This window comes from Bacillus pacificus, assembly GCF_020861345.1.
In the GTDB taxonomy this organism is placed as follows: domain Bacteria; phylum Bacillota; class Bacilli; order Bacillales; family Bacillaceae_G; genus Bacillus_A; species Bacillus_A pacificus.
In genome coordinates, this window is record NZ_CP086328.1 from 1,914,111 (window position 1) to 1,934,759 (window position 20,649).

The 20,649-nt window shown below is 35.1% G+C and carries 23 protein-coding genes and 1 pseudogene; 21 read left to right on the plus strand and 3 right to left on the minus strand.

Translation table 11 applies throughout. The features are described from left to right. Positions 1-165: 165 nt before the first annotated feature. Complete coding sequence (locus LMD38_RS09970) at positions 166-489, minus strand: winged helix-turn-helix transcriptional regulator (protein ID WP_001072964.1); 324 nt, start codon at positions 487-489, stop codon at positions 166-168. A gap of 124 nt (positions 490-613) precedes the next feature. Here LMD38_RS09970 and LMD38_RS09975 point away from each other — a divergent pair, with 124 nt between their 5' ends. The 6 genes from LMD38_RS09975 (at position 614) to LMD38_RS10000 (ending at position 5,874) form a co-directional block, all read left to right on the plus strand. Continuing rightward, a complete protein-coding gene (locus tag LMD38_RS09975) occupies positions 614-1,147 on the plus strand; it encodes an NAD(P)H-dependent oxidoreductase (protein ID WP_029141166.1) in 534 nt (177 codons plus the stop codon). Positions 1,148-1,280: 133 nt separating this feature from the next. Then, the gene (locus tag LMD38_RS09980) at positions 1,281-2,780 is read left to right on the plus strand and encodes a class I adenylate-forming enzyme family protein (RefSeq protein ID WP_062821803.1); all 1,500 of its coding nucleotides are present in this window, start codon (positions 1,281-1,283) and stop codon (positions 2,778-2,780) included. A 145-nt stretch (positions 2,781-2,925) separates the two neighbouring features. Beyond that, positions 2,926-3,489, plus strand: coding sequence for a GNAT family N-acetyltransferase (locus LMD38_RS09985; RefSeq protein ID WP_016718117.1), 564 nt, complete (start codon positions 2,926-2,928; stop codon positions 3,487-3,489). Further along, positions 3,486-4,190 carry an SDR family NAD(P)-dependent oxidoreductase gene (locus LMD38_RS09990; RefSeq protein WP_001263473.1) on the plus strand — a complete coding sequence of 235 codons (705 nt, stop codon included), beginning with the start codon at positions 3,486-3,488 and terminating at the stop codon, positions 4,188-4,190. Before LMD38_RS09985 ends, LMD38_RS09990 begins: the two co-directional genes overlap by 4 nt. Beyond that, the gene (locus LMD38_RS09995; RefSeq protein ID WP_016718116.1) at positions 4,187-4,963 is read left to right on the plus strand and encodes a GNAT family N-acetyltransferase; all 777 of its coding nucleotides are present in this window, start codon (positions 4,187-4,189) and stop codon (positions 4,961-4,963) included. Before LMD38_RS09990 ends, LMD38_RS09995 begins: the two co-directional genes overlap by 4 nt. An 11-nt stretch (positions 4,964-4,974) precedes the next feature. Beyond that, positions 4,975-5,874: a PhzF family phenazine biosynthesis isomerase gene (locus LMD38_RS10000; protein ID WP_016718115.1), complete on the plus strand. Its 900-nt coding sequence runs from the start codon at positions 4,975-4,977 to the stop codon at positions 5,872-5,874. A 32-nt stretch (positions 5,875-5,906) separates the two neighbouring features. On the opposite strand, the gene LMD38_RS10005 is transcribed toward LMD38_RS10000, so the two are convergent. Continuing rightward, positions 5,907-6,116 (minus strand): hypothetical protein, encoded by a 210-nt coding sequence (locus LMD38_RS10005; RefSeq protein WP_000801653.1) that lies wholly within the window; start codon positions 6,114-6,116, stop codon positions 5,907-5,909. 129 nt (positions 6,117-6,245) lie between these two features. On the opposite strand from LMD38_RS10005, the pseudogene LMD38_RS10010 reads away from it, so the two are divergent. The 3 genes and pseudogenes from LMD38_RS10010 to LMD38_RS10020 form a co-directional block, all read left to right on the plus strand. Beyond that, positions 6,246-6,410, plus strand: a pseudogene (locus LMD38_RS10010) (aminoglycoside phosphotransferase family protein); the annotation flags it as partial. Positions 6,411-6,494: 84 nt separating this feature from the next. Then, positions 6,495-7,319 carry an MBL fold metallo-hydrolase gene (locus LMD38_RS10015; RefSeq protein ID WP_029141165.1) on the plus strand — a complete coding sequence of 275 codons (825 nt, stop codon included), beginning with the start codon at positions 6,495-6,497 and terminating at the stop codon, positions 7,317-7,319. A 17-nt stretch (positions 7,320-7,336) separates the two neighbouring features. After that, a complete protein-coding gene (locus tag LMD38_RS10020; protein ID WP_016718112.1) occupies positions 7,337-7,903 on the plus strand; it encodes an SGNH/GDSL hydrolase family protein in 567 nt (188 codons plus the stop codon). 45 nt (positions 7,904-7,948) lie between these two features. Here the strand turns inward: LMD38_RS10020 and LMD38_RS10025 are convergent, their stop codons facing one another. After that, on the minus strand, positions 7,949-8,365 hold the full coding sequence (locus LMD38_RS10025; protein ID WP_000951525.1) for an SRPBCC family protein: 417 nt from the start codon (positions 8,363-8,365) through the stop codon (positions 7,949-7,951). Between the two features lie 133 nt (positions 8,366-8,498). On the opposite strand from LMD38_RS10025, the gene LMD38_RS10030 reads away from it, so the two are divergent. The 12 genes from LMD38_RS10030 to tkt all read left to right on the plus strand — a co-directional run bounded on the left by LMD38_RS10030 (position 8,499) and on the right by tkt (position 20,586). Then, a complete protein-coding gene (locus LMD38_RS10030) occupies positions 8,499-9,560 on the plus strand; it encodes an oxidoreductase (RefSeq protein WP_062821802.1) in 1,062 nt (353 codons plus the stop codon). 32 nt (positions 9,561-9,592) lie between these two features. Further along, positions 9,593-10,330, plus strand: coding sequence for a GntR family transcriptional regulator (locus LMD38_RS10035; protein WP_062821801.1), 738 nt, complete (start codon positions 9,593-9,595; stop codon positions 10,328-10,330). Positions 10,331-10,691: 361 nt separating this feature from the next. Beyond that, positions 10,692-11,087, plus strand: coding sequence for a transcriptional regulator SpxA (gene spxA / locus LMD38_RS10040; RefSeq protein WP_000261188.1), 396 nt, complete (start codon positions 10,692-10,694; stop codon positions 11,085-11,087). A 47-nt stretch (positions 11,088-11,134) separates the two neighbouring features. Continuing rightward, entirely contained in the window at positions 11,135-11,269 is a 135-nt protein-coding gene (locus LMD38_RS10045) for a BA3454 family stress response protein (protein WP_000573534.1), read from the plus strand. Between the two features lie 163 nt (positions 11,270-11,432). Continuing rightward, positions 11,433-11,846 (plus strand): Rrf2-family transcriptional regulator SaiR, encoded by a 414-nt coding sequence (saiR, locus tag LMD38_RS10050; RefSeq protein ID WP_000093222.1) that lies wholly within the window; start codon positions 11,433-11,435, stop codon positions 11,844-11,846. A gap of 127 nt (positions 11,847-11,973) precedes the next feature. After that, entirely contained in the window at positions 11,974-12,309 is a 336-nt protein-coding gene (locus tag LMD38_RS10055) for an IDEAL domain-containing protein (protein ID WP_000950600.1), read from the plus strand. A gap of 94 nt (positions 12,310-12,403) precedes the next feature. Further along, complete coding sequence (locus tag LMD38_RS10060; RefSeq protein WP_061183603.1) at positions 12,404-13,072, plus strand: DUF3888 domain-containing protein; 669 nt, start codon at positions 12,404-12,406, stop codon at positions 13,070-13,072. A 1,013-nt stretch (positions 13,073-14,085) separates the two neighbouring features. Then, positions 14,086-15,405 (plus strand): aromatic amino acid transport family protein, encoded by a 1,320-nt coding sequence (locus LMD38_RS10065; protein WP_001014187.1) that lies wholly within the window; start codon positions 14,086-14,088, stop codon positions 15,403-15,405. A gap of 121 nt (positions 15,406-15,526) precedes the next feature. After that, positions 15,527-15,934 carry an STAS/SEC14 domain-containing protein gene (locus LMD38_RS10070; RefSeq protein ID WP_153019369.1) on the plus strand — a complete coding sequence of 136 codons (408 nt, stop codon included), beginning with the start codon at positions 15,527-15,529 and terminating at the stop codon, positions 15,932-15,934. Positions 15,935-16,145: 211 nt separating this feature from the next. Further along, positions 16,146-16,655 carry a heme-degrading domain-containing protein gene (locus LMD38_RS10075; protein ID WP_153019368.1) on the plus strand — a complete coding sequence of 170 codons (510 nt, stop codon included), beginning with the start codon at positions 16,146-16,148 and terminating at the stop codon, positions 16,653-16,655. 412 nt (positions 16,656-17,067) lie between these two features. Beyond that, complete coding sequence (gene zwf / locus LMD38_RS10080; RefSeq protein ID WP_000445366.1) at positions 17,068-18,552, plus strand: glucose-6-phosphate dehydrogenase; 1,485 nt, start codon at positions 17,068-17,070, stop codon at positions 18,550-18,552. Between the two features lie 39 nt (positions 18,553-18,591). Then, positions 18,592-20,586 carry a transketolase gene (gene tkt / locus LMD38_RS10085; RefSeq protein ID WP_016718105.1) on the plus strand — a complete coding sequence of 665 codons (1,995 nt, stop codon included), beginning with the start codon at positions 18,592-18,594 and terminating at the stop codon, positions 20,584-20,586. The last annotated feature ends 63 nt before the right edge of the window (positions 20,587-20,649 follow it).

Here is a 20,649-nt window from a genome sequence, read left to right on the forward strand (position 1 = left end):
TGTTGTTAATTTGTTTCATATACTTCTTTATTTGGGTCTTGCCGTATCACTATCAAGCTAATTCTTAAATGGACTATAAACATGAAAGTTTTTTATTAAGGTCTTTTTGTTAGCTTGATAGTGATGTGCCGTTCCCACCAGTATGTAAAGAAGTTGGTAGGTTTTTTAGTCATGTAATCTTTTCATTTGATGATCTTTTCCCCACTCAAATAGTTCATTCATAATTTGCATTAAAGACTTCCCGTATTCGCTTATTGTGTACTCAACCTTTGGTGGTACTTCTTGATATACAGTACGATGGATAATCCCATCAGCTTCAAGTTGCCGAAGTTGTTGAGTCAGAACTTTTTGCGTAATGTTTGGGATTTCTCGCCGGATTTCATTTGTGCGCATTTTTCCATCCATTAAAACACATAAAATATGAACTTTCCATTTTCCGCCGATTACATCGAGTGTCGTTGCAATTGGGCAGTCATCATTTTGATTCATATAACACCTCCACAGGTACTTTAAGGTTCCTATAGCACTTTAAAGTACGTACTTTTCAATTATATGTGACTCATTCATACTAATACGTAAAGGGTTGAATAATTTATAAAGGGGATGGAAGATGATGAAAACACTTGTAATTGTAGCACATCCTGATATTGAAAAATCAAAAATTAATAAAAGATGGATTGAAGAACTTGAGAAATATTCGGATGAAATTACGGTGCATGAATTATATAAAGCGGCACCGAATTGGGAGTTTAATGTGGAAGAGGAACAAAAGCTGTTAGTAGAACACGACCGATATATATTTCAATTTCCGCTATACTGGTACAGCTCACCACCATTATTAAAAAAATGGTTTGACGATGTATTAACATATGGATTTGCTTACGGATCAAAAGGAGATAAAGTGAAGGGGAAAGAATTTGGTGTAGCTATTTCGATAGGTGGATTAGAAAAAGACTATGAAAATAGTGGGATCACGATGGATGAGTTAACAAAACCATTTCAAGCTACATGCTTATATACAGATATGAAATTTATACCTTCGTTTTATTTATACGGTGCTGAATATAAATTAAGTGATGAAGAGATTGATAAAAGCGCACCGGAGTATGTACGATATGTGATGAATAAGGAGTATTCTAATATATAAGAGGGGATAGCCATTTACTTGTTAAGTAGATGGCTATTTTTATAAAATTTATATTCACTAAGTGTAATCTTTAGTAAATTAATAATTAATCTGGTAAAATAAAAAACCTAACATATATAAAGGGGAGTTTTACTTGAGAACGATGCAAAAATTATTACAAAAAAGAGCAATGCAATCACCAAATTTGGAAGCGTTTGTAGGGGGAGGGAAAAGGTATTCGTTTCAGCAGTATAATGAACGAGTAAATCAGCTTGCACATTATTTGTTACAGAGCGGTGTACAAAGAGGAGATCGTATTGGAATACTATGCAAAAATAATCATCCATTTCCAAGCGTTATGATGGCAAGTTTAAAAATCGGAGCGGTATGTATTCCACTAAATCATCAGCTTACTGCGTATGAATTAGAAACGATTGTAAAAGAAGCAAAATTAAAAGTGTTAGTTATTGATGAAGAGTTCCATGAAGCTTTAAAGATTGATGCTGTTAAAGAAATTCCTTATGTAATTCAAACGACAAAAGAAGGCTTTGGTTCATTTGAATTAACATTACAAGAACAGCCAAGTACAGAGCCGAACGTAGAAGTTCATGAAGATGATGATGCCATTTACTTATTTACTTCAGGAACGACTGGACAAGCAAAAGCATGTGTAATTGGACATAAAAACTTACATCATTATTTTGCAGAGATTGCAGGACAAAGAGAAATTCCGGCAGGAGAACGCTTTTTATCCGTGCATCCATTGTTCCATATGAGTGGCGTGCTTTCTATTTTAAATTGCATTTATCACGGTGTTACGATGATTTTCTTAGCTGATTCGAATCCTACTCTTATTTGGGATAAGATTGAAGAAGAGAAAATTACGACGATGCTTGCATTCCCAGCTGTTTATAGCTATATGCTTGATGAACTAAATAAAAAGGAACGTAACATTTCAACTTTTAAAGTAGCACAAAGCGGTGGAACAAAAGTGCCAGAAACACTCATCCAAAAATATATGGAAAAAGGAATATATATGGTGCAAGGCTATGGTAGTACAGAAGGTTGGGTTGTAACTTCATGGCATCCAATGATGGGAAAAGAAAAGATGTCTTCTGTAGGGAAAACCTTGAAACATGTAGAGGTGAAAATTGTTCATCCAGAAACAGGACATGAACTAACAACAAATGAAGTTGGGGAGATTCATGTAAGGAGTCCATATATGTTTAAAGGGTATTGGAATAATGAAAAGGCGACAAAGAAAGTAGTAAAAGATAATTGGTTTAACATGGGCGATGCTGGCATGATAGATGACGATGGATTCCTGCATATTATGGGAAGATATAAAGACGTTATCATACGCGGTGGTGATAACGTATATCCAGATCAAGTAGAAGATGTTATTCATGAAATACATGGTGTTTTAGAAGTTGCAGTAGTTGGGGTTCCAGATGATTTTTGGGGAGAGGTTCCAACGGCGTATATTGTAAAAGATATGCAAACATCTTTAACGGAAGAAGAAATTATACAGCATTGTAAAGAAAAACTGGCAAGTTATAAAATACCAGAAGTTGTATTTATGGACAAATTACCGAAAAATGCTTTAGGGAAAGTGTTGAAGAGGGAATTAAGAGAAGGTGTACTTGTAAAATAAAAAATGATTAGGTGATGAGGAATCCAGTTATGTATAAAGCATAACTGGATTTTTTGTTTATCAAGAACATAATAATTTACTAGATTTTGTATTTTGTGTAAGATAATAAAGAAAATTCAAATATTAATTAAGGGAAGAGATGTAAATGAAGCTTCCGCTATTACAGGTAGAGACAGAGAGACTTATGATTCGTCCGTTCCAAAATGATGATTATGAAAATTGGTTCGATGGATTTCATAAGAGGTTACCATCGCAGTATAAATATGACGATGGCTATCAAGTTATGGCATCATCAACGAAAGAATGGTTTACGGAATGGATAAGAGGTTTTGATGAAGCAGCACATCGAGATGAGATGTATGTATTAGGTATTTTTCGTAAAGAAGACGGGGCTAATATTGGAAAGCTAGAGCTGATAAAAATTTTACGTATGGACTATCAATGGGCGATGATGGGGTATTCCATACATAATCAATACTGGAAAAATGGATATGGTATTGAAAGTGTGAAAGCTGCGTTATCGTTATTTTTTAATAACCTTCGTTTTCATAGAATTGAATTACATATACATGTTGATAATGAGCCATCCATCCGTCTCGCGGAAAGAGCAGGTTTTTCTTTTGAATGCAAGAGAGAGGCATTTTCTTTAGAGAATGGTAAGTGGATGGATTTTCTTATTTATTTTAAAAATAAGGAGATGAATATATGAGAGTGTTTATTACAGGTGGAAATCGTGGATTAGGATTACAGTTGGTAAAAGTATTTCATGAAAATGGGCATATTGTTTATCCGTTAGTTAGAACTGAGGTTGCGGTAACACAATTGAAGCAAATGTTTAGTTGTAGATGTTTTCCTATATTGGCAGACTTATCACTTGATGAGAGTACGGAGCAAATTAAGAACCAGCTTGCGGAATATACAGGGTATTTGGATCTAGTTATAAATAACGCTGGCATTACTGGAAAGGAGACTGAAGTTTTACATACGAATTCAGAAGAGTTAACGGATGTATTTAATATTCATTGTTTAGGTGTAATTCGAGCTGTAAAAGGTACATATGTAGCTTTAGAGAAATCGGATCATCCGAGAATAATAAATGTGTCCTCTCGATTAGGTTCATTACATAAAATGGCGAACAAAGAGTTTTCGCAAGGTCAGTTTTCCTATTCCTATCGAATTGCTAAAGCTGCACAAAATATGTTAACGCTTTGTCTGCAACAAGAATTTGAAGATAAAGGAATTCGTGTAACTGCCATTCACCCTGGAAAATTAAAGACTGACATTGGTGCTTTTGATGCGAATATGACTCCGGCTGAAGGAGCGCAAAATATATATGATTGGGTAATAGATTCAAATGAGGATGTTTCAGGGAAGTTTATTGAGCCGGGTGTAGGTGAATTAAAGTGGTGATATACGATCTTGCAATCATTCAGAATCTGTTTGGCCCTTCTAAAAAAGTATTAAATGGCTTACCAAATGCAGTAACGATTGAAGAGATCGAAGAAGACGTTTTGTATAACGTACAAACATATAAAGAAAAGATAAGTAGATTTGAAGAGGTTTGTTTTAATTGGGAGTTAAAAAGAGCGAGTATTGTATTAAACAAAAGGTTTAGTAGTTATAACTCAAGCGCAAAAGTGTTACTTGATGCCGGTTTTTCTTTGTATGCCGCAAAGATAGAAGTATGTAGAGAATTGAACAATGTAGAAGAGCTTGAAAGACAATATACATATCGATCAATAGCAGAAGGAACGTTATCGGAAAAAGATTTTAAATATATTTGGGAACAATGTATGTCGGGTTCAGGGAATCAAACTTCAATTTTAACTATCGATGAGCATTTTTATTCAGTGCAAACAGAGTTAGGTAAGGGCTGGGAAAAGTCATGTATTGTTTTTTATGATAAAAATGAGCCGATTGGTATGTCTATACCCCATATAGAAACTGGAACAGAAAGTGAAGGACGATTATTTTACTTTGGGGTAATGCCTTATTATCGCGGGAAAGGAATTGCTTCTCGGTTGCACCTTCAATCGTTGCATATGTTAAAGGAAATTGGGGCTACTTATTACATCGGAAGCACGCATACATCGAACGAAAAGATGCAGAGGATATTTTGGAGAAATCATTGTTCGTTGAAAACGGAGATAGAGCTTTATTATAAAATTTTTAATGAGGGTTAGGAGAAAAGAAAATGAAGACTATAAATGTATTTCATTATGACGCATTTACGAATAAACCGAATATGGGGAATCCAGCAGGTATTGTATTAGAGGCAGATGGATTAACGGAAGAGGAAATGCAAATTATTGCTGAAAAAGTTGGATATAATGAAACAACTTTTGTTCTTTCCTCAGAAGTAGGAGATATAAGAATGCGCTACTTTACACCTGGTTTTGAAATGGATTTATGTGGTCATGGGACAGTAGGGACGCTATATGCCTTGCGCGAAAAAGGTTTATTAGAAGAGAAAAGTAACCTTACGATTGAAACGAAGGCTGGGATTTTACCGATACAAATAGGTGTAAATGAAAATGGAGAAACCTTTATTAAAATGAGGCAGGCAGCACCTCAGTTTAAAGAATTTACAGGTTCAAAAGAAGAATTAGCTCATAGTATCGGTTTAGAAGTAAATGATTTAGATGTAAGTTTACCGATTGTATATGGAAGTACTGGTAATTGGACTGTAATTGTACCGATTAAAAATCTAGATGCGTGTGAGAGAATGAACCCTAATAATGCTGCATTTCCATCAGTATTAAAAGAAATACCTAATGCTTCTATTCACCCAATTTGTCTAGAAACTTATGATGAACAGGCACAAATGCATGGACGTCATTTCTCATCGGCTTATGCTGGAACGATAGAAGATCCAGTGACAGGAACAGCTTCAGGTGTAATGGGGGCGTATTATGCGATGTATTTGGAAAAAGATTTTGACCATGAAATGGAGTTAATTGTTGAACAAGGACAGGAAATACATAAAGATGGTCGTGTAACGGTATATGTAACGAAAGATGAAGGGAATGCGAATTTACAAATTGATATTGCTGGAATAGCGGTGTATGTGAAAGAATTTGAAGTTTCAATATAAAAAAGAAAGCCCGGCATACATCCGGACTTTCATTATCTGTTCAATACTTCAATATACGAAGCATCGCCAGTTGTTCTTAAAGCAGAGCGGAAATTGTTGTTTTCTAACGTTTTAGCGACTTGTTGTAACTGCTGTGCATCATCATGATGGATAAGTAAGCTGTCAGCACCGCTTTCTTCTATATGAATGTGTTCGACATTTCCAATGGCATCATGTACAGCTTTTAAAAATTCAGGTTTCATATTGTCCTCCTATAGGTATGTAACGTTTTTGTTAGTATTTCCTTATTTTTGAAATATAAAAGTAAATGTTTTTTGTTATATTAAGATTTTTAGAAGGAATTCCTTTGTGTTTGTCAAATAATAGTAAAGTTGTCTTTTAAATTGATGGAATCTTCGGTATTAAAGGGTGAGGGAATGGACATTTCAGTAATCGCTGCACAACTAGTTAAGGAGAAAGTGATTTCACATGATCTAAATAGCATAAAAGTGTTGAACGGAGGAACGACAAGTACAGTGTGTTTCAGAAAAGAAAAAGGATTTACTGTAATTCCATTATCATTTTATTAATTGAAAATAAAAAATCAGCTTAATAAAAATATAGGGATAGGGGAAATGATCATGAAAAATTATGTTTGTACAACGTGTGGTGTGCAGTATGCAGCGAGTGTAGAAGAACCGGTGAGTTGTCATATTTGTGATGAAGAAAGGCAATATGTGAATCCGAAAGGACAGTCTTGGACGACGCTAGAAAGCTTACAAACAAGTGATACATATAAAAATGAAATAATCGAAGAGGAAAACGAGCTTTATAGTATTACGACAAAACCAGGGTTTGCGATCGGTCAAACGGCATATGTAGTGAAAACAGAGTCATATCGTTTGCTGTGGGACTGCATTACTTATTTAGATGAAATGACAATTACGAAAATAAAAGAGCTTGGCGGATTAGATGCGATTGCATTGTCTCATCCTCATTATTATTCAACGCAAGTAGAATGGGCAGAGACATTTGATGTACCAATTTACATACATGAAGATGATAAAGAGTGGGTGATGCGCCCGAGTAGTCGTATTATTTATTGGTCTGGTGAGTCTTTACAATTAGCGGATGGATTGGTCATTCATCGTTTAGGTGGTCATTTTAAAGGAGGATCTGTCTTACATTGGGAAGAAGGTAATGACGGAAAAGGAATTTTGTTAACAGGCGATATTATTCAAGTTGTAGCAGATGAGCGATGGGTAAGCTTTATGTACAGCTATCCAAACTTAATTCCATTACCAGCGAGAAAAGTGGAAGAAATGGTGAATCGAGTAAAGCCGTTACAATTTAATCGTTTATACAACGCTTTTCATCGTGTAGTAAAAGAAAATGCAAATGAGGCAGTGGAACGTTCTGCTGAAAGATATATGAAGGCGGTAGAAGGAAAATTATTTCATACATAAAAGGAGAGTTAGACTTTATGAATACGTTAGTATGCTTCGGTGATAGTATTACAGCTGATGAAACGTTTTTTGATGGAACGCCGAGGTTAACACCGCGTTTGCAAGAGATGTTTCCGAATTGGAAGGTGGTAAATGCGGGGGTTCCGGGTGATAATACGTTCGATGCGTTACATAGAATTGAAGAAGATGTATTATCACATAAACCAGATTTCGTAACAGTTTTTCTTGGCACGAATGATGCAGTTTCTTTTTCACAAGGATCATTACAAGTATATAAAGAAAACTTAGAGAAGATTGTGAAGCGGATTTCGTCAGATAAAGTACTGCTTATCAGTCCCGCGCCAGTTGATGAGGAAAGACAGCACAATAGAACAAATAAAGTGCTCGGTCAGTATGCAGATGTGGTAGAGAAAGTGGCGAAAGAAACGGGAAGTCACTTTCTAAATTTGTATGCTGAAATGATTCAAGAACGTGATTATAAAAGGTTTGTAGAAAATGATGAAAAAGATGGTTTGCACTTTGGGATAGAAGGCTATGAGTATGTAGCGAAGTTAATTGGTGAAAAGTTAAAAGGGATTTTATAAAAAAGCAAAGCGATATCGCTTTGCTTTTCGTTGTTTTTTAGTAGTTCAATCTAAAAATGCTTGCTGCAATGCTTTCAGTCCATCACTGTAAATACCATGAAACAGATTTATTGCCTCTTCATCACTAACCTCAACAGGAGTGAACGTACCAAACCACTCTACTAATGATGTTTTACTTTCAGCACCTTCTTTAACCCGGATTGTGGACTCATAATTAGTGACTGGGAATGGTGAATTCATGATTGAATACGTGTAGTACCGTTCCTTATCATTGAATACTTCTAAACGTTCTATAATCGTATCACCATCTGGATTAGCTAGGTGACGTACACGACCGCCTTCAGTTAATTTACTGCTAGGTATATAAGGTAACCAGTCTGGAAGGGAGTTGAATCCTCCAATTAATTGCCATACTTGTTCAGGTGAACCGAAAATTTCCATAGATGTAGTAGTGTGTGCCATATTTGTTATGCTCCTTTTTAACCTGAATTTTTTATTTAATATATAATTTATAAATCAAAACTATATACTTTTTATAACTAAACTATATAATAAATATAGAAACGAAAATTTATGAGCAAGGAAGTTGAAGAACATGACATTAACAATGGGCTTTATTGGATTTGGAAAGTCAGCTAACCGCTATCACTTACCTTATGTAAACACACGTAATAATATAAAAATAAAAACGATTTTTGTACGTCAAATAAATGAAGAATTAGTAGCTCCATATGAGGAAAAAGGTGCTAGCTTTACTACTGATTTGGATGAATTGTTGAATGATAAAGAAATTCAAGTAGTGACGGTATGTACGCCAGCACATACGCATTATGAATTCGCGAAAAAAGTTATACTTGCGGGAAAGTCAGTTATCGTTGAAAAACCATTTTGCGATACAGTAGAACATGCGAAAGAATTGTTAGCTTTAGGACGAGAGAAAGGTGTAGTAGTTATGCCTTACCAAAACCGTCGTTTTGATGGTGATTTTTTAGCAGTGAAGCAAGTTGTGGAACAAGGATTCCTTGGTGATATTGTCGAGATTGAATCACATATTGATTATTTCCGTCCTGGTTCAATCATTCATGAAGCTCCAAAAGAAGAAGGCTCATTTTATAGTTTAGGTATTCATACGATGGACCGTATGATTGCACTGTTTGGCCGTCCAGATACGGTGACATACGATATTCGTAATAATGAAGTGGAAGGTGCGGTTGATAACTATTTTGATGTTGGTCTACATTACGGAAATAAGCTGAAAATTAAACTAAAAACGAACCATGTTGTAGTGAAAGATTATCCGCGTTTTATCGTTCATGGGACAAATGGATCGTTTATTAAATATGGTGAAGACCAGCAGGAAAATGATCTGAAAGCGGGTATTATGCCTGAGAGTGCAGGATTTGGTGAAGATTCGCCGATGTACTATGGGGTTGCTAAATATCGCAATGCAAACGGTGATTGGATTGAAAAACAAATTAAAACGCCGCTTGGTGATTACGGTCGTTTCTATGATGCAGCGTATGAAACAATTGTAAATGGTGCACCAAAGCTTGTGAAAGACGAAGAAGCAATAACGAATATTGAAATTTTAGAAAATGGATTCGCTGCGCCATCACCTTCAGTTTACAAACTGGAGGCTTTACATTTGAATGAATAGAAGAGGGAATACAGCATAAAGGAGGTATGGAAATGGCAAGCGGATCAACACAAGTAAAATACCTCGGCATTTATCAAAAAATGAAACAGAAAATTTTAGATGGCGAATATAAAATCAACGAAAAAATTCCAAGTAGTCCTATACTTGCTGAAGAATTTGGCGTTTCAGTCCTGACAATAAAAAAAGCGCTGGATCTGTTAGTGAGAGACGGATACATCATCCGTCGGCGCGGAAGTGGAACAGTCGTTCAAGATTGGCGTCAACAGGAAAAGGCACGAACGATTCAAACTTTAACAGGTACGAAAGCTGTTTATGGCAGCGAGGTAGAAAGTAAAATTATCGAGTTTACGATTGTCGGAGCTGAGGAAATCATTGCTGAAAAATTGGGCATTTCAGTAGGGGATTTCGTATATAAAATCATTCGCCTTCGTATCATTCACAGTATCCCAACGATTATGGAGCATACATGGATGCCTATTTCGGTCATTCCAGGTGTTGAAGCTTCGGTTTTAGAGGAGTCGATCTACTCATACATTCAAAATAAACTAGGTCTTAAAGTGGGAACATCCGTTGTTAGGGTCAAAGGAATTCGCCCAGATGATAGGGAAAAGCAGTTTATGAACTTAACAAATCAAGATTTTCTAATGAGAGTGGAGCAGGTGGCCTATTTAACGGATGGACGAACTTTTGAATACTCTTATGCTGATCACCTGCCAGAAACCTTTGAATTTGAAACAGTTATTACTGCAAAAAGTTATAAAGAGGTATAAAAAATAGGTTGGGGCACGTATTGCCTCAACCTATTTTTGTGTCTTCAATAACGCTATGGGGGAAATTCACATAAAAAAATGATTAATTACTCCAAGACTTAACATTTGATTAATTGAACTGTAAGGTTTAAAATTACAGTAAGCTTTTTAGAAGTGAGTTGTCATCGTCTGTAAAATGTAGTTTCAACAAATGTATAGAAGAAGCATTTTAAAAGAAATGAATAATAGAGATAAATGAAGCATTGCTGAATAACTAACATTACGTGAATTTGATTCTAAACTGTAATTTTTTTTAATACATTTCAGTAACCGATATTTAAAATGTGCATTTCATAAAAAACATTAAAGGAGTGAGTGAAATATGGTGGTTTTATATACAACAGCAAGCTGTAGTTCATGCCGAAAAGCAAAAGCATGGCTGGAGGAGAATCAAATTGATTATACTGAAAAAAATATCGTATCCAACTCTATGACAGTGGATGAACTTAAATCCATTCTTCGTTTAACGGAAGAGGGAGCTACTGAAATTATTTCAACTAGATCCAAAACTTTTCAAGACTTAAATATAAATATAGATGAGCTCTCGCTAAATGAATTTTATACATTAATCATTGAGCATCCGCTAATGTTGCGTCGTCCAATTATGCTGGATGAGAAAAGATTACAGATTGGTTTTAACGAAGAAGAAATTCGCAAATTTTTACCACGTAGCGTCCGAACATTTTTAAATATTGAACTGCAAAAGTTGGCTAATTAACAAGTAATATTTTTTAAGAAAAGTTTTTTGAAAGGAGGAAGCAGAAGATGATTGAAGTATGTGTTACAGTTAATTATAACGATAGAAATTATCAAACAAATGTTATTGTAAGCAAAGATACAGTGTGGAAAAAAATTAAACAGTTGGCAGAAGAACAAGTGAAGAAACAATGGAGTCTTTAAATGTATTGTAACTTAAAAAGCTAAATGAAGTTATGGAATCTATTTCTTTATGCTAAGAGTGGGTCTTATATGTTTTAATGTTTGGCTAATCTATCTGTAATGTTTATAGCTACAGTATGTGAATATAGGAGAAATAATTTTTTTGGATCGTAGGAGGAAAATAATGAGCAGCGACTTTACCTTGGCCATACACAGTTTAACTTATTTAGCTTTACAGCCAGACCGGATGTCAACAAGTAACGCTATTTCAGAAAGTGCAGGTGTTCACCCAGTACGCATTCGCAAAGTGCTAAGTTTGTTAAAAAAACATAAGTTTATACAATCGAAAGAGGGGACTGGTGGCGGTTTTATTTTTGCTCGAGATTTAAGTGAAGTTAACCTTTGGCATATATATCAGATAACCTCTGAAGGTGCGTTGCAGCCTAAGTGTCCTGAGTCAAATAATCAGTGTATTGTAGGTTCAAACATGCGAAAAGTTCTTTTCGCTATTTTCTTAGGTGCGGAAGAACATCTAGGTGAATACTTAAAGAACTATACAATGAAAGAAGTTGTTGATCTTATCAATCAAGAACGTTAAGCGGCTTACTTGTTATATAGAGCCGTAAGTTCTTACTATTTAAATGTAATGGAAAATATTACAGTTTGATTTCGTTTTTATTCCTTGTTTATCGTTACAAAAAATATTGACAAGAAGGTGAAAAAGTATGTTGTCAAATAATAATCATGTTTTAAAAGTAGGAGATTGGGTTCGTGGAATATCAAATGAGGGCGAATTTATAGTTGGTTACATTGTATCACTTGATGAAGTGGAAGATGTAGTTACAGTTAGCATTGTGAAACGCGACGACAAGTACACAAAAAACGAAGCGATTTTACTCTTTAGTAAACATGTTAACAAACTCCCTGAATCAAAGGTAATCAATAAGGAGCAAATCCTTTATCTTATAGACCTTGCATTATTAACAGGAGACGAAGAATGGTTTATCGAGCTTTCTTCAAAATTAAACTCGATAAAAGAGCTAGTTAACGAGAGGTTTTAGAGATTATATGATTTGCTTTTAATAGGTTGAATCGTGCAATAATCAATAATATCATCTCTTTTGTTGCATTTTAATAAAAGAGGTGATTGGTTGTATGAAAATAAAAATAATTAGCATCATATGTTTTCTGAGTTTTTTATTACCCTGTATTCCCACTCAAGCAATTGTAAAAAATAAAGGCTTTGACATAGATTTAACCGGTTATGAAATTTATTCGTTTGGTGATTTTAATCAATTAGGTTATAAGATAACACCACTTACTCAACTGTTTCTAGGGATAGTCCAAACAGAAGGTGAGTGGATTGATGAACCAAGATTATATATTAAGGGAAATAAAGGTTATTTTCATCTTTGGAAAGCAGACGGTACGAATGTTCTTTATACTGTTGAAAAGAGTGGCGGTTTTTGGAAAATTATAGATGTGAAAAGGAAGGAAATTAACAGAATACCCGTACCAAAACAGTTTTTAAAAGAAGTGGTCATTAATCTCTTATTAGAGCCGATAAGTAAAGAAGTTGAAAACTATTATAAGGAACCAAAACTTTGGTATCGAGGTTCTGAAAAAATACTTGAAATAAAAACAGATAAAACAAACAATATTTTTTATGTAACTGTTCAAATTCAAACTTTTGAGGGTGCGCATAATCCGCCTTATGGAGAGGACACAATTACTTTTCGTATAAAAGGAAACGATGTAAAAACGATTCGGTATAAACATAGAGATATTCCTGAAGAAGAGTTGAAAAAAATCGAATTAAGGTGACTTTGAAATGATTTGTTTGCCCACTCCTGATAATGATAATTATGTCAATGAGCTGCCTGATATGGGCAGCTCATTTTATTTTTTCGTGTAGCGTAGGTTTTTGTAAAATGTTAGCGGTCCTCTTATTGCTATGAATTAAAAAAGTATTTTTCCTAAAAATGTATATGAATGCAATAGTGATAATATATATCCTTAAAATTTGTTTGTACATTCAAAAAGATATTTCTTTTTAACTACGTTAATCATTTATCGGAATATCTTTTTTTGATTAAAATAATTTTTTGACAGAAAAAAATATAAGTATCTTTAAAATGAGTAACTTTGATAAGTATTGTATGACTGTATTTTATTTTAATTCATTCAGTTTTAAGCGCTAGGAACAAGGGTTGTGTACGAACTGTAAAATATTATCCATATAAAATTTTGTTCACTAAATATTTCTGAAAATATAAAAATATTAATTTTATAAATATACACGTTATAATGAGGGCGTCGAGAGAAATTTTATTATCTCTGGAGAAAATATAAAAAATGCGATTATAAGTAAGAAAGGTGTGTGGTTAGAGGCGAAATGTATGTAAAGTGCTTCAGTGGCTTGTGTAATCAATACCATAAATGCTGCCGAAGCTATGAAAGTGATGTATAGAATTGAGAAAGAAATGCCTCATAAATGAAGAGAGGCCGGTTTAACTAAAATTACTTGTTACAAGTAATTTAGAGAAACCATTAAAGTAATACATTGTTATTAAAAATGTTGCAACGTATTTATGAAATCTATTCTATATTGTTCTCTTAAGCGGTCTTTATATAAGGAGCGGATAGTACGAGTAAACTTTTTTGTTAACGCTAACAATTATATTAGGACGCTATCTAGCGAATGTTTTAATTTGGATTCATTTTGATGAAGGACATACAATGTGGGGCAACTTGTAAGGAATTCATTTTCCGAAAAAGAAAAATATTCGTTAGCTATAAAGAGAGCTGCAGGAATAGATAAAAGGGGGAGTTATTATATGAACGGGAATACTGCAAAGAAAATAGAAGTTCAAGCTGAAAATACCGCACGAAAAAACGAGCAATATGCAGATCCGAAAAAGTGGCATAAGCAGGATACTACATGGGCACTCAGTCTATTTGGAACTGCAATTGGAGCAGGGGTGCTCTTTTTACCGATTAATGCAGGTTCAGGTGGATTATTATCGTTACTACTAATTACATTGCTTGCATATCCAGTTATGTATTACTCACATAGGGCACTTGCTAAAATGATATACGCTTCTAATTCTGCTGATGAGGGGATCACAGGTACAATTAGAGAGTATTTCGGAAATAAAGCGAGTATCATTTTTAACATCGTATATTTCGGTTCAATTTATACAATCGTACTAATGTATTCGGTTGCGCTTACAAACACTGCAAGTAGTTTTATCGTACATCAATTGCACATGCCAGAACCTCCAAGGGCTATTTTATCACTTGTATTAGTTCTTGGTCTTATCGCTATACTGAATTTTGGTCAAGATATTACTGTAAAAGTCATGAGTATGCTAGTGTATCCTTTCATAGCTTCTCTACTATTTATCGCAATATCTTTAATTCCACAGTGGAATACGTCAATGCTTAGCTTTTCAGCTGTTTCTACTGCTTCAACAGGAACAGGATATTTTGGAACGATATTAATGATTTTACCAATCATTGTATTCTCATTTAATCATTCACCTATGATTTCATCATTTGTTGTGAAACAGAGAGCTACGTATGGAATCGAAGCTACTGATGCGAAATGTGCACAAATACAAAAAGTTTGTTACATCATGACATTCGTTGTAGTTATGTTCTTCGTTTGGAGTAGTGCACTGAGCTTAACTCCAGAGGATTTAAAAATGGCAAAAGAGCAAAACTTATCAATCCTTTCATATCTAGCGAATGAACTTAATTCACCTGTAATTACGATTGCCGCTCCAATCATTGCTTTTGTGGCTATTACAAAATCTTTCCTTGGCCATTATATCGGAGCATTTGAAGTAATGCGTGACATGATTATTAAGTTCGGTCAATCACGTGGAAAAGTAATTGAAGAAAAAACAATTAAGACAATCGTTCTTACTTTTGTTGTATTATCATGCTGGTTTGTTGCTTACACAAATCCAAGTATTCTTGGACTTATTGATTCTTTAAGTGGTCCATTAGTTGCTGCTATCTTATGTCTATTACCGATGTATGCGATTCAAAAAGTACCAGTACTAGCTAAATACAAAGGGAAAATGAGTAACGTATTTGTTATTATTGTAGGTGTACTTACTGTTTTAGCAAGTATTAAATCATTATTCTAATTCACGATTATTAGTTCGAATGAAAAATAGAACGATTTTGGGACAGGCTTCTCCGTTTGGAGGGTCTGTCCTTTTTAATGCGTTACAGTTTTATTTTGTTGCTTTTAGGAGATAATTCCGCATAATTGTAGCTAAGGGAGATGATTTCAGGTTGAGTAAACTGAATGTTAGCACAACGGTTTCGGGAGATATAATTGTTACTCGTCTTATCGGCAAGATTAAAACAGATGATGTGTATGAATGGTTTAATGGTTTCGAGCAAGTTTGTCAGCAATTCATTTCCGAGGGACGGAAATACAAATTGTTGGTAGATAGAAAAGGCTATATATCAGATCATTTTTCTGTTCAAAAAGTATGGAAAGAGAAGTTTTTTAATGAAACGATTTTGAATCACAGTAAGGCAATTGCTTTTCTCCTTGAAGAAGGCGAGATCATGAATTATTTACAACAATCCAATACGAAAGAATCCGTAAAGTTTTTTGATGATTATAGACAAGCATTCCTTTGGTTGAATGAATATCCCATATGAAATTTTAGCCAACCAGTTGCGTAAGCAATTGGTTTTTTTAGCTTGTAATGTTGTTGATGTCTCTATACGAAATGTTTAGTGCGTATAGCAGCATTTTAAGGGACATACATTTTGAATGCGTTAAATATAATTCTTATTAGCACCAAGAGGAAGAGAGTACTAGTAATATTGAAAGGTCATACGATAGAGTCACATAAATTGAAAAATATCCATGTGGCATAAAGTGAGTAAGGGGGATAAAGATATGAGCAATTCAAATTTGAGTGAAATAAGTAAACAAATTTTAAAAGAGGAGGAAACACTTCAATTTTCCTCTTTTACAAATGAAGATGCCTTACAACTAGGTTTATTTATCGTTGAAACAGCGAAGCAAGAGGGAAAATTGATTGCTGTTGATATAATGAAAAATGGTGTGCAATTATTTCATTTTAAGATGACGGGGACAAATGAGGAAAATACGAAATGGATTGAGCGTAAAAAACGAGTCGTTTCCCTGCATGATCGTAGCTCGTATTATATGCAGGTACAAAGTGAAATAACTGGAGTCTCCTATAATGAAAAATATCTTTTAGATACTTCGGAATACGCTGCATTTGGTGGATGCTTTCCTATCAGAATAAAAAACGTAGGGGTTATTGGAATGATAACCGTTTCAGGATTACCACCAGAAGAAGATCATGAATTGGTTATAAGAGCGGTTAAAAATCAATTGAAGCAATAATAAAAAGGCAAAAACGAACATATTCTTGTTCGTTTTTGCCTTTTTATTATTCATTTTATGTGATGAAGATAATTCTAATAAATAAACAAGTACGAAAAGATAGTACGGAATGGGAAATCTTTAATTCGAGACACTTTACTTGACGATGATAATCTATGTGGTTAATATGATAGATATAAAATAACCTAATTACTTTTAATAATTAAGTTATTTTATTTAAGTGACAGTAGGTAAGTAAGATGTGATGGAAATGCTTTGAATTGCCACTATTAATATTGGGGACAATTAGAAAGCGAAAGGTATAAAAAGAATTGGAATTTGCGAATTCTTTGTTTTTTATAAAAACAGGGGCTTCTGTACAATTCATTTTTAAAATATTGACAAGGATTATACAACAAGAGGGGGACTGAAATTGGAATCAATGACCTTTGTTTTATTTGGAGCGACAGGGGACTTAGCGAAACGAAAAATTTACCCCGCACTATATAACTTATATAGAGATCAAAAGCTTCCAAAGCAAATATCCGTTATCGGGCTTGGAAGACGCCAAGTATCTCATGTAGACTTTCAAGGAAGAATAAAAGAATCAATAGAGACATTTTCCCGTCATAGAGAAGAAGGTACTCTAGAACTTGAAGGTTTTTTAGATAATTTTCGCTATTGTCCATTAGATGTGAGTAAGCCGGAAGACTATGAGAGATTATTGCAAGTCGTTCGTGAAAGGGAAGAAGAACTACATATAAAAGGGAATAGAATGTTCTATCTTTCCGTTGCTCCTGAATTTTTCGAGACCATTGCTTTAAATATTAAGGAAAGCGGACTTGATAAAACGGATGGATGGAAACGCCTAATGATTGAGAAACCGTTTGGGCACGATCTCAAATCTGCTCGTGAGTTGAATGATAAGCTTAGTCGCACGTTTGAAGAAGATGAGATATACCGTATTGATCATTATTTAGGTAAGCCGATGATTCAAAACCTTGAAGCACTAGAATTTGCAAATCCTGTTCTCCAATCAATTTGGAACAAAGAGCATATAGCGAATGTACAAATTACAGCGAGTGAAACAGTTGGGGTTGAAGAAAGAGCAGGATATTATGATCAGGCAGGAGCCATTCGAGATATGGTTCAAAATCATATGTTACAAATATTAATGATGACTGCTATGAATCTGCCGGAAAAGGTTAATGCATGTGAAATTCGAGAGGAAAAGCGAAAGGTAATGGAGACGCTTCGTAAAGTGAAAAAAGAAGACGTTCAAAACCATATCATTCGCGGACAATACGCTTCAGGAGAAATAAAAGGTGAACAAGTTGTAGCATATAAAGAGGAGCCAGGAGTAAATCCTTCTTCTAATATAGACACATTTGTTGCTGCTCGTTTATGGATCGATAATCCATTTTGGACTGACGTTCCCTTCTATATACGAACAGGCAAACGAATGAAAGAAAAGTCTACTCGTATTGTAATCGAATTTAAAAATACGCTAAAACAGCAATACCAAGATAATAATCCAAACGCAGAACCTAACTTATTAATAATTGAAATTAGCCCAGGTGAGAATGTTTCGTTACAGTTAAATAGTAAAAATCCATTGAAAAATGGAGAAATTGAACCGATGCGTATTAACTTTACTTGCGAGCAAGCAGATGTAGGAGTGCCTGAAGCGTATGAAAGACTTATTCATGATGCTGTGAGTGGAGACGCTACATTCTTTGCACATTGGAGAGAAGTTGAATTGTCATGGGAATGGGTACAACCAATTCTTGAAGCATTCGAGGAAAACTTATTACCACTTCATGAATATGAGTCTGGTTCATATGGTCCAGATGCGTCTCATGAATTATTGCAAGAAAGTGGATTTAAATGGTGGTTAGATCAAGAAACGGAAAAATAAGTACTTTCTTTCATGAAAGCATTTAGGGGGACGATTATTATGACACAAAACATAAATCAATTAGCAGTGAACACACTTCGTACGTTATCAATTGATGCTATTAATGCGGCAAATTCAGGTCATCCAGGTCTTCCGATGGGCGCAGCACCGATGGCTTATGCATTATGGGCGAATCATTTAAATCATAATCCGAATCATCCAAAATGGTTTAACCGTGATCGATTCGTTTTATCGGCTGGACATGGATCTAGCTTATTATATAGCCTACTTCATTTAGCTGGATATGACGTTTCAATTGATGACTTGAAAAGTTTTAGAAAGTTAAATAGTAAAACACCAGGACATCCTGAGTTTGGTCACACTTCTGGAGTTGAAGCGACTACAGGCCCGTTAGGACAAGGCATTGCAAATGCTGTTGGGATGGCAATGGCGGAAGCTCATTTAGCAGCGAAGTTCAATAAGGATGGTCACTCTATTATAGATCACAATACGTACGCTTTAGTGGGGGACGGTGACTTAATGGAGGGTGTCGCTTATGAAGCGATGTCAATGGCAGGGCATATGAAACTTGGTAAGTTAATTGTACTGTATGATTCAAATGAAATTTCACTTGACGGAGAATTAAACATTGCTTTCTCTGAAGATATGCAGAAAAGGGTAGAATCTGCACATTGGCAATATGTAAGAGTTGAGGATGGAAACGATGTTGATGCGATTACAAAAGCGATTCAATTAGCGAAAGACAATAAGGATCAACCTACTCTTATAGAAATTAGAACGATTATAGGTTACGGAAGTCCAAAAGTTGCTGGAACAAACAAAGCACACGGTAACCCGCTTGGAGTAGAAGAAGCGACAGCGACAAAACAAGCGTATGGTTGGCATTATGAGGAAGATTTCTTTGTACCTGAAGAAGTAACAGCTCATTTTAATGAACTGAAGCAAAAAGGTATTGAAAAAGAGAACAAGTGGAATGAGCAGTTCAACGTATATAGAGAGTCGAATCCAGCACTAGCAGATGAATTAGAAAAAGCGATTACAGGTGAGGTTTTAATCGAAGCGAAAGACATTCTATCCTTTGATACTGAAAAAACGATTTCCACTCGTGTTGCAAGTGGGGAAGCTATTAATCATTATGTGAAATCGATTCCTTCTATTTTCGGTGGAAGTGCGGATCTTTCTCATTCTACGATGACAGATATAAAAGGGGAAGCAGTGTACGCAGTAGAATCGTATGCTGGCCGCAATATATACTTCGGTGTACGTGAACATGCAATGGGCGCGGCAGCGAATGGACTGGCACTTCATGGAGGAGTAAAGCCGTTCGTAAGTACATTCTTTGTATTTAACGATTATCTTCGTCCATCGATTCGACTGGCTGCATTGCAAAAGTTACCTGTTACGTACGTATTTACACATGATTCGATTGCTGTAGGAGAAGATGGTCCAACGCATGAACCAATCGAACATTTGGCAGCTCTTCGGGCAATTCCTGGTTTAACAGTTATCCGCCCGTCAGATGCAAATGAAACAGCAAGTGCGTGGGCGTATGCTTTACAGCAAACGGAAGGTCCAGTCGTTTTAGTACTGAGCCGTCAAAATTTACCGGTGTTTCATGAAACGAAAGCGAACATAGAGAATCTTTCTAAAGGAGCTTACGTATTAACACAAACGAATGAAAATCCGGATGTAATTTTAATTGCGACAGGTTCTGAAGTATCCTTAGCTGCTAGTGCGAAAGCAAAATTAGAAGAAGATCAAGTTTCTGTTCGCATCGTTGCAATGCCGAGCTGGGAATTATTCGATCGCCAATCGAACGAATATAAAGAATCCGTTCTTCCGTCTTCTGTAACGAAACGAGTATCTCTTGAGATGGGTGTATCTCTCGGCTGGGAGCGTTATGTAGGACAAGAAGGAAAAGTACTATCAATTGAAACATTTGGAGCTTCAGGAACTGGAGCTGAAGTCATGAATCTATTTGGATTTACGACAGAAAATGTTGTTCAAATTACAAAAAATGTGTTGAATTCTTAAGCTATGACTGTGAATACCTTTCTGTACGTACTAACATTTCAGTGCTGAAAGGTATTCCAGATT

Excerpts from the sequence above, each read along its gene's own strand:
- LMD38_RS10045 (WP_000573534.1), top strand. The coding sequence starts at position 11,135 with ATGATTGAAGTATGTGTTACAGTTAATTATAACGATAGAAATTATCAA.
- LMD38_RS09990 (WP_001263473.1), top strand. The coding sequence starts at position 3,486 with ATGAGAGTGTTTATTACAGGTGGAAATCGTGGATTAGGATTACAGTTG.
- LMD38_RS10030 (WP_062821802.1), top strand. The coding sequence starts at position 8,499 with ATGACATTAACAATGGGCTTTATTGGATTTGGAAAGTCAGCTAACCGC.
- LMD38_RS09985 (WP_016718117.1), top strand. The coding sequence starts at position 2,926 with ATGAAGCTTCCGCTATTACAGGTAGAGACAGAGAGACTTATGATTCGT.
- LMD38_RS10015 (WP_029141165.1), top strand. The coding sequence starts at position 6,495 with ATGAAAAATTATGTTTGTACAACGTGTGGTGTGCAGTATGCAGCGAGT.
- LMD38_RS10000 (WP_016718115.1), top strand. The coding sequence starts at position 4,975 with ATGAAGACTATAAATGTATTTCATTATGACGCATTTACGAATAAACCG.
- LMD38_RS10065 (WP_001014187.1), top strand. The coding sequence starts at position 14,086 with ATGAACGGGAATACTGCAAAGAAAATAGAAGTTCAAGCTGAAAATACC.
- LMD38_RS10025 (WP_000951525.1), bottom strand. The coding sequence starts at position 8,365 with ATGGCACACACTACTACATCTATGGAAATTTTCGGTTCACCTGAACAA.
- LMD38_RS10005 (WP_000801653.1), bottom strand. The coding sequence starts at position 6,116 with ATGAAACCTGAATTTTTAAAAGCTGTACATGATGCCATTGGAAATGTC.
- LMD38_RS10075 (WP_153019368.1), top strand. The coding sequence starts at position 16,146 with ATGTGGCATAAAGTGAGTAAGGGGGATAAAGATATGAGCAATTCAAAT.
- spxA (WP_000261188.1), top strand. The coding sequence starts at position 10,692 with ATGGTGGTTTTATATACAACAGCAAGCTGTAGTTCATGCCGAAAAGCA.
- LMD38_RS10060 (WP_061183603.1), top strand. The coding sequence starts at position 12,404 with ATGAAAATAAAAATAATTAGCATCATATGTTTTCTGAGTTTTTTATTA.
- LMD38_RS09975 (WP_029141166.1), top strand. The coding sequence starts at position 614 with ATGAAAACACTTGTAATTGTAGCACATCCTGATATTGAAAAATCAAAA.
- LMD38_RS10020 (WP_016718112.1), top strand. The coding sequence starts at position 7,337 with ATGAATACGTTAGTATGCTTCGGTGATAGTATTACAGCTGATGAAACG.
- tkt (WP_016718105.1), top strand. The coding sequence starts at position 18,592 with ATGACACAAAACATAAATCAATTAGCAGTGAACACACTTCGTACGTTA.
- LMD38_RS10035 (WP_062821801.1), top strand. The coding sequence starts at position 9,593 with ATGGCAAGCGGATCAACACAAGTAAAATACCTCGGCATTTATCAAAAA.
- LMD38_RS09970 (WP_001072964.1), bottom strand. The coding sequence starts at position 489 with ATGAATCAAAATGATGACTGCCCAATTGCAACGACACTCGATGTAATC.
- LMD38_RS10055 (WP_000950600.1), top strand. The coding sequence starts at position 11,974 with ATGTTGTCAAATAATAATCATGTTTTAAAAGTAGGAGATTGGGTTCGT.
- saiR (WP_000093222.1), top strand. The coding sequence starts at position 11,433 with ATGAGCAGCGACTTTACCTTGGCCATACACAGTTTAACTTATTTAGCT.